The sequence below is a fragment of the Scytonema sp. UIC 10036 genome (assembly GCF_009725235.1).
In genome coordinates this window covers 25217-37346 of the sequence record NZ_WJFC01000029.1, presented here as the reverse complement: position 1 = coordinate 37346, position 12130 = coordinate 25217, and the positions used below count along the sequence as shown (strand labels likewise).

Here is a 12130-nt window from a genome sequence, read left to right as displayed (position 1 = left end):
CGGAACCCCTTTCTTCTAAAATCCGGATATCCGATTTCCTACAAACCATCCCAAACCGCCCACTCCTAACAATAACGGCGTCAACCAATCGCCCCAAAGCACGTACAAAGTCTTACTTTGAAGACGATATATCGTTTCCGTATGAACCTCGTAAGTATTATGCCCCGAAATCCACAACGTTCTACCATGAGGATCTACAAAAGCTGAATATCCCGTATTTGTTGCCCGCACCGCCCATCTGTCAGTTTCAATAGCCCGCATAATATCCTGTGCGTGATGCTGTGCTGGCATAGCAGCACTGTAGTGAGCATCATTAGAAGGTGCCAGTATAAACTCACCTCCCACCGCAGCTTGACGGCGGAAATGTTCGGAAAAAGCCGATTCATAACAAATCCCGACAATAGCACGACCAAAAGGCGTGTCAAATATTTGATTTTCCTTCCCCGCAACCTGGTGTTCCTTCAAAGGTGACAAACGGTCAATAAGACCACCCAAAATTTCCTCAAAAGGAACGTATTCCCCAATCGGCACCATCTTAACTTTGCCGTAGCGACTAAAAATTACACCACTACCCGTAACTGTAAATAAACTATTTGTATAACTACGCCCATCTCTATAAAAACCGCCAATCCAAGCAACTTTCTTTTTTTCCCGCACCGCAGCTACCAAAGAACTTGCCATGATATCGCTCTGGAAAAAAGGCAAAGCACCCTCTGGAGTCAGCACTGCATCAACACCTTGGTCTACTAGCGTGACATAACCCGTGGTGTAACCTTCAAGAGCACGACGAAAACCTTCTCGAAAAAGTTTAATTTCATTAGGAACATTTCCCTGAACAATCCCCACTTTCAACGCTGCTTCTGGTTTTTGAACTAAAGGACGGCTATATAAACTCAAACCAATAAGATGGAGAAAAATAAATAGTGAAGCCGCAGAAACTAAATAACTGAACCGCAGAGGCGCTGAGGTCGCAGAGAGAAATCTCTTTCTTTCCTCTGCGTTCTCTGCGCCTCTGCGGTTGATCCATGCTTCCGCAAGCAAACCATTCACCGCCACAATAGCCGCAGTCACCGCACTTGGTCCAGACAGTTGACCTAAATGTAAAATAACGAGATTTTGCGGGCTTTGCGTGTAAGAAAGAGAAGTCCACCACAACGGTCCTGCACTCCAAAGTGCTTCTAATCCACACCAGATAGCTGTGCCAATAAGAACACGAACAAATCCATTTTGGATTTTGGATTTTGGATTTTGGATTTTGGATTTTGGAGGAGACGTTTCATTTCCTCGTTTGAAAGTCACTCTAAACCAATCTAAAATCGGCAATCTAAAATCTAAAATTAACGAGAAACAAGTTGCCCAAGTAGCAACTAATGCTGCTCCCCACAAAGTAATGAACGTCCAGCAAAATAAAGCGATCGCCACACTTGCCAACCAAGGAACGCCCATCCAAGTCATGGGATGAATTCCAGTAATCCAAGATAAGGCGATTCCGTGGATAACCAATACCCCAGGCGATGGACAATGGGAGAGGGGGAGGGAGAGGGGGGATGAGGGGATTGGTTGTTTCGTTGTGTAGAATTAACAACAAGTACCCATAGGGGGGCCAGGGCAATCCATGCCAAGACCCATGCATCAAATGGCGCAACCGTCAACCCCATCAAAACTCCACTTATAAAAGCAATAAAGATTTTAGACTTTGGATTCAATCCAAAATCCAAAATCCAAAATCCAAAATGCTTACTCTGCTTCGGTTGCATCAACAGTATCGGGGGGAACTATTGCCACTCCCGTGATAACGTCATCTTCGTCAAGGCGCTGCACTCGTACTCCCGTTGCCGATCGCGATTGAATTGAAATCGCATTCACCGCCTGACGAATGATAATACCGCGACTGGTGACCATCATAATCTCTGCTGCATCATTGTTAACGATATGTAAAGTTGCCAGTTGGTCTTTGATTTTGCGGTTTTTGAATTTAGTCGCCATGATACCCTGACCGGCACGCTTTTGCAGGCGGAACTGGGAAACTGGTACGCGCTTGCCATACCCTCCCATTGTAATCACCAACACCCACGGACCAGTACTGCCGTTACCAGTCACTTCTACAGATTCTTCATTCACCTCAACCTCAAGGATTTCTTCCGTTTCAACATCCTCAAGTTCAGCTTCTATAGCTGTACTTAAAGTTTCAAGAATCGCAGATGGAAGAATATCCATTCCCACCAGTTCATCTTTATCGCGCAGTTTCATGGCTTTTACCCCACGAGTCGCCCGTCCCAAAGGACGCAGTTGCTCGTGGTTACATCTAAAGTGAATTGCCATTCCCCGACGCGAACCAATGATTACGCTATCTTCAACTCTTGCTCTTCTCACCCAACGGAGTTGATCCCCTTCCTCTAAAGAGATAGCAATCAAACCATTAGCACGAATATTACTAAATGCAGCTAACTCGGTTTTCTTGATATAACCACCGTTAGTGAGCATGACCAAATATTCATCACTGCTAAACTCCGTAACAGGAACTATTGAGGTAATTTTTTCCTCTTTGGGAACGGGTAGCAATTGAACAATTGGCGTCCCCCTACTTGTACGGGAACTCACGGGGATTTGATAAGTTTTGAGGCAATAAACAACACCTCGCTGACTGAAGAATAAAACACTGTCATGGTCGCAGCAAGTGAGGAAATGCTCAACACCATCATCTTCTTTCATCTTTGCTGCAGCTTTGCCTCTGGTCGCACGGCTTTGCGCTTCAAAGGTGTTAACTGGCATCCGTTTGATGTACCCTTGTTCGGTGACTAAAATGACAACCTTTTCATTGGCAATCAAGTCTCGGTCATCTATTTCCCCTTCCAAAGGCGAGATCGTTGTCCGGCGAGGCGTTGCGTATTTCTCTTTGAGATGTTTCACCTCATTCTCAATAATTTCCAGAATTCGCTCTCGACGCGCAAGAATATCTTGCAGATCGGCAATGAGGGCTTGTAATTCTTCGTGCTCCAAGCGAATTTTATCTGCTTCCAAAGCTGTCAAACGCCGCAGTTGCATTTGCAAAATCGCATCGGCTTGCGCTTCAGAGAGTCCGTAGGTTGTGACTAACTCTCCTTTAGCTGTGGGCGCATCAGGTGCATGGCGAATTAAGCTAATAATTTCATCTAGGTGCGATAGGGCGATCAACAACCCCTGCAAAATATGGTCGCGTTCCTCAGCTTTCCGCAATTCATATTGCGTGCGTCTGGTAATGGCTTCGATGCGGAAATCTAGGAAGACTTGCAAGAATTGCTTGAGCTTGAGCACTTGGGGTTCCCCATTCACAAGCGCCAGCATATTCGCCCCAAAGTTAGCTTGTATTGGCGTTTGTTTGTAGAGATTGTTCAGAACAACCCTGGGATAAGCATCACGCTTGAGTTCAATCACGATTCGCATACCATCGCGATCGCTCTCATCTCGAATATCTGCAATTCCGTCTATTTTCTTGTCATTCACCAACTCAGCTATTTTTTCAATCAATGCTGCTTTGTTGGTTTGGTATGGCAATTCAGTAACAATTATTGCTTCTCTATCCGGTCGTCCCCTTTGTTCTATGGTTTCAATTTGAGCCACACCCCGCATGGTGATGGAACCGCGCCCCATAGTATAAGCTTCTTTAATTGGCCCCGTCCCCAAAATCTGACCTCCTGTAGGAAAATCAGGACCGGGAATATACTGCATTAATTGAGTATCATTAATGTCAGGATTGTGAATCAGTGCTACCAATCCATCAATCAACTCACCCAAATTATGAGGGGGAATGTTGGTTGCCATACCCACGGCAATACCAGAAGAACCATTCAGCAGCAACTGTGGAACGCGTGCTGGCAAAACAGTTGGTTCTTGTTGGGAACCGTCAAAGTTATTAACAAAATCTACGGTTTCCGACTCAATATCTTGTAGTAAAGCGTCACTCGTTAAAGCTTCCAAGCGGCATTCGGTGTATCGCATTGCCGCAGGTGGATCGTTATCTATTGAACCGAAGTTTCCATGCCCTGCAATTAAGGGCGATCTCATGGAAAAATCCTGTGCCATCCGCACCAGAGCGTCATAGACTGCTGTGTCGCCGTGAGGGTGATATTTACCCAATACTTCCCCTACTACACGAGCGCATTTACGAAAAGGGCGATCTGCGGTCAATCCCAATTCATGCATAGCATAGAGGATACGACGATGCACAGGTTTCAGACCATCCCTGGCATCTGGCAGCGCCCGACCTACAATCACGCTCATGGCGTACTCTAAATAAGACCGGGACATTTCGTTCCCCAGATCGGTCGGGATAATCCTCTCCTGAGAGGTTGTCATAACCTAAAAAACTCCAAAAATCGCAGATTTTAGCCTTTATACTGAAAAAAAAGCAAAATTATTCCGAATTAACGCTGAATAACTGCCATAATTTGATACAATTCTAGCATATTTTACTGTTTGCTGGGGGAAACTTCGTCTCACCTCGTTCCCAGGCTCCGCCTGGGAATGCCTCACAGGAGGCTCAGCCCCCTGTATGGCGAGGCAGAGCCTCGCTCTCTGCATTCCCAGGTAGAACCTGGGAACGAGAAAGAGAAACCAATGACGATTGATTTTTGAGTTGAGATTCGATCAAGGGTACTTTAGGAGCGAGAAAAAATCCAATCAAACTGGCAAACAAAATTGGCGTGAAGGGGCTAAAATTTGTTAATTTTGATAGCAATAAGGTTGTACTGATAGGTGTTCGCGTCACTGCTGCATTGATAGCTGCCATTGTACAAATCATGGCAAGCGTCGAATTCAGTCCTGGAATTAAGCTAGCTACAGCTTTACCCAAACAAGCGCCTGTAAAAAATAGGGGGATGATAAATCCTCCGCGCCATCCTCCAGTAACAGTCACGCTAATAGATGCCATTTTTGCAAAAGCAAGCACAAACAAGAAAACAGTCGGAAAGTTTCCATCCAGAACAACTTCTAATTCATGATGTCCAAAATAACGGGTAAGTGGTAAGACAGCCGCTAAAAGACCAAGTCCCAAGCCAGCTAGTGTTGTGCGGAAATAAACGGGTCCGGGAATTTGGGCAAAAATGCGATCGCAGGCTCGAAAAACACTCATAAAAATCCACCCAGCAATAACTCCCACAAATCCGAAGACAATCACTAGTGCAAAATCATCAATACTGTCTATGTGATATTGCGGAAAATGCCAGGTTGGCGCAATCCCCAAATGTGTAATGGCAGCGAAAACCAGATAACTCGCACAACTAGAAACAATCGCAGGCATTAAAGCTTCATAGTACTCAACAATATGCTGGTGGTGCAAAATTTCCAAAGCAAACATAGCACCACCAAGAGGTGCGCCAAACAAAGCTGTAAAGCCTGCAGCCATTGCAGCTAAACTCATAGACCTCACATCTTCACCTTCGAGTCGCAAACGATCGGCAACCCAAGTCCCAAAAGAACCGGTCACCTGTACAAGTGGTGCTTCCGGTCCAGCACTACCACCTGCTGAGATGCTGAGCAAAGAAGCCAGAATCATCGAAGGATTTTTACGAGCATCCAAGCGCCCATTTTGAAGATGGATGTTATCAACGATCGCGGCAATTTCACCGGGATTGCCAAGACAATGAATGACTAAACCAATCGCTAAACCAGCAAGTGGCATAACGAGCAACAGACTCCAACCTTGAAATTTTTCAAGCCCGTGGAGCATTAGTTCCAGCACACTCCAATACAACCCCGCAAATAAACCACAAACAGTCCCCACAACAGTCCAGCATAAAACCCAACGAGAAATCGTGAAGGGATTGCGTTTTACCAATCCAAAAAGTTGACGAAAAGTCCGGCGTTGAGTTTGTCCGTGAGGAGGGCGATTGTCTGGTAGCACGAGTAATATTCCTAGCTTAATGAAACAAATGTTATGAAATCTTTATATTCTCTATGCTAGTACGTGTGGGAAATAAAGAAGCATTGGAATTTAAGCCCCAAGGTAGTGTATTGCGTCTATGGCAAAAGTTTAGGCTCAAGGTGTGTCAAGGTTGGAGTAAGTATCCATCATGTATAGCGACGAAACAACTCCCAATCAAGCTGAGAAAACAAATCCACAAACTGATGAGTCACAATTAAGCCCCGAAATGCTCGATCGCATCAAGCATCCTCCAAAAATGGACGACGTGTTGCTTTCATTATCACCCGATGAACTTAGAGGTAACCAGGCAGTCGTACCAGAAATGCTTGACGAACCCACCGACGAAATGATTGGCTTTACCAAAGAATGATCGTTAAACTAATTGCTATTAACCATTAGCCATTAGTAATTAGCCCATTAGCTCTATGTTGCCAATTATCTATTCCGACGAGTTTCTAGATCATAAAACGGGGTCTTTCCATCCAGAAAATCCAGAACGTTTAATGGCGATTACCACAGCCCTCAAACAAGCTGCTTTTGCAGAACAAATTGAATGGCGATCGCCATCTTCGCCAGAAACTCGACCCCTCATGTCTTTTTTGCAACAAGCGCATACCCAACGTCATATCAACAAAATTCGAGAAATTGCTCTTGCAGGTGGTGGTTATTTAGATGGAGATACCCCTGTTTCCTCCCGCAGTTATGATGTTGCTTTACTGGCAGTTAGCGCTTGGTTAGATGGAGTCGATATTGTGCTAGAAACTGGCAAACCAGCTTTTGTCCTGGCTCGTCCACCAGGGCATCATGCTGTCAGTGATGAGGGAATGGGATTCTGCTTATTTTCCAATGCTGCCGTTGCTGCATTTTATGCCTTGCAAAAACCAGGAATCAATCGTGTAGCTATTCTGGACTGGGATGTTCATCATGGCAATGGGACGCAAGCAATTGTAGAAGAACACCCGCAAGTCGCTTACTGTTCCTTGCATCAGTATCCCTGCTACCCAGGGACTGGACGAGCAACAGAAAAAGGATTTCATGATAATGTGCTCAATTTACCTGTACCTCCAGGTAGTAATATGGGGGTATACCAGCCCGTCTTTGAAAAAAAGGTCATACCTTTTTTGTCAAACTTTCAACCTGATTTATTAATTGTCAGTGCTGGTTACGATGCCAATGCTGACGATCCATTAGCAAGCATTGATTTACAGCCACAAGATTATGGCGTCTTCACTGATTATTGCTTGGGAATTACTCGTAAAATTGTGTTCGGTTTGGAAGGTGGTTACGATTTTGAATCCCTTTCTAAATCAGTTGTAGAAACAATTGAGCACTGTTTGTTTTACAAATAATTGAGAACGGCTGTAAAATCAATGATATTTATGGTTTCTTTTCTCCTAAAATAGGCTTAGTACTTTTAGAATTTTGATGCGGTACTTTTTGTATTTCTCTATCATTTAGAAATTCTCTTGCTGATACTATTAATGAAATTAACAACATTATTACTGATATAAAATTCATTAGTAATAATGATTTTTTTTTGAAAATTTTATAATTCCTATCTTTAAATAAAGACTTAGTTTGAGACACATTACTTTTTAATTCTAATAGCTGGAGCCATTCTTGTATTGCGCCCCTACACCTGGGTTCAAAAGCGCAATCTATACCCGTGGGAAGTATAGATTTCTTTACATATACAGAGAAGAGAAAAACTTTACGAATTACTGATGGTGAGTTATACAAGAATAACAAATTTCACACCAGTAAAAATGTTTACACAAGCTAGAAAATATCGCATCGGTGGTTATCGTCCCGGCAAGAAATCAGAAGACGCCAAAATGCATCATACAGGGCGCTTTGATAGCGATCGCTTACCGCCTAAAGTAGACCTCCGTAGATACATGACCGAAGTAGAAGAGCAGGTTGGTAATAGCTGTGTAGCAAATGCATTTGTAGGTGCTTATGAATACCTTGCTAAACGGGATTTAGGCGAATCAAGTGATGTGAGCCGTTTATTTGTTTACTATAATGCTCGGTCTCTTGATGGTAGCGAACAAGAAGATGGCGGGACACAAATGGAACTTGCCATCAAAGCTCTAACCAACTATGGAGCATGCTCTGAAGACATTTGGCCTAATGATGAAGATTTGATTTTCCAAGAACCAGAAAGTTCTGCTTACGAACATGCAGCAAACTTCAAAATACAGGAAGCTGAGTTTGTTGAAACCGATCTTGACTTGTGGAAACATACCTTAGCAGAGGGTTATCCCATTGCGTTTGCCCTCAACACGTTTGAGTCCTTTGATGATGCCACACACAATCGGGGACGCGTACCGATGCCCAAGAAATCGGATAATGTACGCTCTACCCACGGATGGCATGCAATGCTTTGTGTTGGCTACTCTGACAAAGACCGCGTGTTTATCGTGCGTAATTCCTGGGGTTCAGAGTGGGGCGATCGCGGATATTGCTACATACCCTACAACTATGTCATCCATCAGGAGTACAACGGTCACGACTCGTGGATTATTAAATCTGTCAACGACCTTGACTTTAGTGCTGGAGTTTGGGAAGAAGGTGAATCATTCTTTGCCGATGAAAATTCTCTGTTGCTTTTCGACTTCTACGTTACTACTGATGACCCAGAGGGTTTCATTGAGGTTTTGGATGAACTATGTATGAGCTACGTCGAAAGCGAGGAAGAGTATTATTTTGACTACGAATATGAAGAACAGGAAGATGAAGAAACCTATATTGTTAATATTCTTAACTTTGACTTGACAATAGAGTATAGCAGCCAATTTCTTGAGGATCTGGATGCACTCTGCGAAGAATATGCTATTGATGGCGATTACGATTACAGCCTAGATGGCAATGAGAGCGAAGAAGAGTAAAGAAATTTTGTAACCTCGTGCCTTTGTTGGTCAGTAAAATGTTCGTAGTTGCGATGAGTGCGCGATCGTTGCAACTACGAGCCTAAAGGTATTTGACATTTAATTTATTTGGGGCTACCGATAAGGTAAAGTCTTATTAAGAAAGATTTTTAATATTTTATAAATGTATAAGTGGAAAAAGCAGACAACTGCTAGGTTAAAAGTGCGCCGAAGTGTGGTAAAACGGAAACGCGATCGCTCTTTGGGCAAATCCTTCCGGAAGCATTGCACTCAAAAGACCGTTGCTTCCCATAACCACAAAAAACAGCAGATCTCTTTGCAAACGGTATTAAGTACTTTTACGCTCGGTGTCCTCTCAACTCTTGTGAGTGCAATACCAGGGCTAGGAGCTGAGAAAATAGAATTTACATACCCTCCCTTTGGTGACTTTTCCATTTCTACAACTTCTTTAGAAGCCTTTGCCAAAGAAGGCAAAATAACTGACGAATTCGCCTTCTATGCTAAACGTATAAAACCAAACCAGTTAAATCAACTACGAGATTTACTCCAGACAAAATTTGAAGTGTCCCCTACCTTAGTGTCTCAATTTACCTATTCCGCGATTGGTGAAAATCTGCTGAAAAGGTTAGGGGAATTATTCCTGACACAAAACAGACAAAATGGTTTTTATGCCCTGCGATCTGCACTAATCCTATCTGCGGCAGATCGAGATGGCTTAACTCTTGTCAATCTGATTCGCCGTTACCCCAGTTCAGCACTGAGGCTTAATTTGAGGGAAACCCAAGGTATTATCGACAACTTATCGGAACTCTTAAAGAAAAGAGATGTGCTTGTTGTTGCACTTAAAGAAATTGCAGAAACAGAAGCAGCCGCTCAATCAAACAATGATTTCTCGCAACGTCCAGATTTACGCCGTCCAGGTTCTTTTAACTGGGTTAAAAAAACTCTAAGTTTGGATGACAACAATCGCAATCGCCAGTTTGAGGTTGATTTGTACCTTCCTCAAGCAAGAACAAAAACTTTAAACGCCTCCGCCTTTCCTGTTATTGTCATTTCTCACGGTGTAGCAGAAGACAGAGAAACCTTTGCTTACGTCTCTCAACATCTAGCATCCTATGGTTTTGCAGTTGCTGTTCTCGAACATCCTGGAAGTGATGCTAAGAAATTTCGGCAGTATTTCGCAGGATTAGCAGGTCCACCAGAACCGCAAGAATTGATTAATCGCCCTTTAGATGTAACGTTTTTGCTTGATGAACTCCAGCGTTTATCCGAATCCGATCTTATCCTCAAAGGACAACTCAATCTACAACAAGTAGGTGCTATTGGTCATTCTTTGGGAGGTTATACCAGTCTTGCTCTATCAGGAGCAGTCATTGATTTTGAGCAGGTTCGTAAGGATTGTAATCCCAATCGTTCCCTGAATCTCTCAGTTTTCTTGCAATGCCGAGCCAATCAATTATCACCTGCTAACTACCCGATACAAGACCAACGGATTAAAGCAGTGATGGCACTAAATCCCCTAATTAGCACTATTTTAGGGCAAAGAGGATTGAGTCAAATTAAAGTTCCTGTCATGCTGGTTGGAGGAAGTCAAGACATTTTTACTCCAGCAGTTCCAGAACAAATTCGCCCATTTACTTGGCTGCAAACTCAAGATAAGTATCTAGTTCTAATGGAGAACGCTACCCATTTCTCCACTTCACAAAAATTAAATTCTTCTCAAGAAGTTTTACCTGTTCCACCAAGTTTAATCGGTCCCGATCCTGCGATCGCTCAACTTTATGTCAAAGCTTTAAGTTTGGCTTTCTTCCAAACTCATTTATCACAGCAGCAAGAGTACCGCCCTTATCTAAGTGCAGCTTATGCAAAGTTTATCAGTCAGTCACCTATTCACTTAAGCTTAATTCAATCTTTCACTGCTGAACAGTTTGCTCAAATGTACAACAGATGAATTGGTTAGTGGTTAGTAGTTAGTCGTTATTGGTTAATTGCATTACTAACTTTAGTGGTACAAGAACCAACCAATAGCAACTAACCACTAACAACCAACTACTAACCACTAACCACTATCTCTTTACGCTTCTTCAATTTCCAGTCGAGCTGCTGTGACTGCATCAAAAGCAAAAGCTAAAACAAGAGGCATTGGACATTTCAACAAATAGGTAGAAATAATTGCAGCGAGCGTACCTAGGACTGCTGATATAGACCAAAACTTCTCGTCCGAAGTCATGCCCTTTTGACTTTTAATCAATCTTAATACTTGAGTAGGAATGGGTTCAGGCATGACTGCACCGGGTGGAAAAGCCCAGTAGTTATTGCGACGCTCCTCAAATAAATCTGTCCAGCCGTTGTCTTGGCACCATTCCGCGATCCATTCCAGATGATAATGTTTCATACTCAGTCTAGGAAATTGAATTTGCATAATGAATGAGTTGTTAATCTTCAAATAGTCCTAACAAATAACCTGTTTGGTCTATAACCTAAGGAAGTATTTGTGTTGTTGTGAAGCTTGGTTAAAAAATTAAAACACCTGTTGGAGCTTGTTTATAAATTCACATATTTACAGACTAACAGCCACTTGCTGGTTTTTGCACGAAAAGAAAATAAACTTTACTTGAGACTCGTACGCTCAATATTTCTTAATATTTGAGCAAGCATTAACTTTAAAGTACTTAAAAAAAATATGTAAATAAACTACCAGAAGGTAGAAAATGATAAAAAACTTAAAATATATTCCTGTGATAGTTGAATTATGCAAAAAGTGTTAAAAACTTAAGAATTCAAAATTCTGGGCATTAACTTTCTGGCCAACGCCGTAATTTTACGCTGGTCACGAAATAAAAAAAAGAGTATCAACAGGTAGAACTTCTTTGCTATGAGTGAGAGCACCCAAGGAGTCAGGATGATAAATTCCGTCTTTGACAGCAATCCACCTGTGATTCTTGTTGTAGATGATGATAAGCCAATGCGGTTTGTGCTGCGTGAGGCTATTGAAAAAGAAGGATATTCTGTTGCTGAGGCTAGCAACGGACAACAATGTTTGGATATTTGTCAGGCACAACCGCCTGATATGGTGTTATTAGATGCTATAATGCCAGAGATGGACGGGTTTACTTGTTGCTCTCAACTGCAAACCCTGTTGGGCGATCGCTGTCCCCCAATTTTAATGATTACAGCGCTTGAGGACAAACAGTTTCGCGATCGCGCAATTGATGCAGGAGTCACAGGCTATCTCACAAAGCCATTTGATTGGGACGTGCTGCGTCAGCGCGTCCATCGCTTGCTAGCCCACAAATGGGTAGAAATGGAACTACAAATCAGAGAAAAATAGTCATTG

9 protein-coding genes and 1 pseudogene are annotated in these 12130 nt (G+C 42.9%); 5 read left to right on the top strand and 5 right to left on the bottom strand.

Annotation, left to right across the window (positions count from 1 at the left end):
- Positions 1–15 precede the first annotated feature (15 nt).
- The 3 genes and pseudogenes from lnt to F7734_RS15950 form a co-directional block, all read right to left on the bottom strand.
- A pseudogene (gene lnt, locus F7734_RS15960) lies at positions 16–1658 on the bottom strand (apolipoprotein N-acyltransferase).
- Positions 1659–1737: 79 nt separating this feature from the next.
- The gene (gyrA, locus tag F7734_RS15955) at positions 1738–4335 is read right to left on the bottom strand and encodes a DNA gyrase subunit A (protein WP_155745629.1); all 2598 of its coding nucleotides are present in this window, start codon (positions 4333–4335) and stop codon (positions 1738–1740) included.
- A 184-nt stretch (positions 4336–4519) separates the two neighbouring features.
- A complete protein-coding gene (locus F7734_RS15950; protein ID WP_347566210.1) occupies positions 4520–5881 on the bottom strand; it encodes a chloride channel protein in 1362 nt (453 codons plus the stop codon).
- A gap of 169 nt (positions 5882–6050) precedes the next feature.
- Here F7734_RS15950 and F7734_RS15945 point away from each other — a divergent pair, with 169 nt between their 5' ends.
- Both F7734_RS15945 and F7734_RS15940 read left to right on the top strand, forming a co-directional pair.
- On the top strand, positions 6051–6272 hold the full coding sequence (locus tag F7734_RS15945) for a hypothetical protein (RefSeq protein WP_155745628.1): 222 nt from the start codon (positions 6051–6053) through the stop codon (positions 6270–6272).
- A 55-nt stretch (positions 6273–6327) separates the two neighbouring features.
- A complete protein-coding gene (locus tag F7734_RS15940) occupies positions 6328–7251 on the top strand; it encodes a histone deacetylase (RefSeq protein ID WP_155745627.1) in 924 nt (307 codons plus the stop codon).
- 28 nt (positions 7252–7279) lie between these two features.
- Here F7734_RS15940 and F7734_RS62030 read toward each other — a convergent pair whose 3' ends face one another.
- Positions 7280–7489, bottom strand: coding sequence for a hypothetical protein (locus F7734_RS62030; protein WP_155745626.1), 210 nt, complete (start codon positions 7487–7489; stop codon positions 7280–7282).
- A 179-nt stretch (positions 7490–7668) separates the two neighbouring features.
- On the opposite strand from F7734_RS62030, the gene F7734_RS15930 reads away from it, so the two are divergent.
- Positions 7669–8793 (top strand): C1 family peptidase, encoded by a 1125-nt coding sequence (locus F7734_RS15930; protein WP_155745625.1) that lies wholly within the window; start codon positions 7669–7671, stop codon positions 8791–8793.
- A 163-nt stretch (positions 8794–8956) separates the two neighbouring features.
- Complete coding sequence (locus F7734_RS15925; RefSeq protein WP_155745624.1) at positions 8957–10744, top strand: alpha/beta hydrolase; 1788 nt, start codon at positions 8957–8959, stop codon at positions 10742–10744.
- A 123-nt stretch (positions 10745–10867) separates the two neighbouring features.
- Here the strand turns inward: F7734_RS15925 and F7734_RS15920 are convergent, their stop codons facing one another.
- Complete coding sequence (locus F7734_RS15920) at positions 10868–11188, bottom strand: hypothetical protein (RefSeq protein WP_155745671.1); 321 nt, start codon at positions 11186–11188, stop codon at positions 10868–10870.
- A 480-nt stretch (positions 11189–11668) separates the two neighbouring features.
- Here F7734_RS15920 and F7734_RS15915 point away from each other — a divergent pair, with 480 nt between their 5' ends.
- Positions 11669–12124, top strand: a complete 456-nt coding sequence (locus F7734_RS15915) for a response regulator (RefSeq protein WP_243146909.1) — start codon at positions 11669–11671, stop codon at positions 12122–12124.
- Positions 12125–12130: the final 6 nt, after the last annotated feature.

What these genes read in the sequence shown, in the direction of transcription:
- gyrA (WP_155745629.1), bottom strand. Translation starts at nt 4,335, where the DNA reads ATGACAACCTCTCAGGAGAGGATTATCCCGACCGATCTGGGGAACGAA.
- F7734_RS15945 (WP_155745628.1), top strand. Translation starts at nt 6,051, where the DNA reads ATGTATAGCGACGAAACAACTCCCAATCAAGCTGAGAAAACAAATCCA.
- F7734_RS15940 (WP_155745627.1), top strand. Translation starts at nt 6,328, where the DNA reads ATGTTGCCAATTATCTATTCCGACGAGTTTCTAGATCATAAAACGGGG.
- F7734_RS15930 (WP_155745625.1), top strand. Translation starts at nt 7,669, where the DNA reads ATGTTTACACAAGCTAGAAAATATCGCATCGGTGGTTATCGTCCCGGC.
- F7734_RS15925 (WP_155745624.1), top strand. Translation starts at nt 8,957, where the DNA reads ATGTATAAGTGGAAAAAGCAGACAACTGCTAGGTTAAAAGTGCGCCGA.
- F7734_RS15920 (WP_155745671.1), bottom strand. Translation starts at nt 11,188, where the DNA reads ATGAAACATTATCATCTGGAATGGATCGCGGAATGGTGCCAAGACAAC.
- F7734_RS15915 (WP_243146909.1), top strand. Translation starts at nt 11,669, where the DNA reads ATGAGTGAGAGCACCCAAGGAGTCAGGATGATAAATTCCGTCTTTGAC.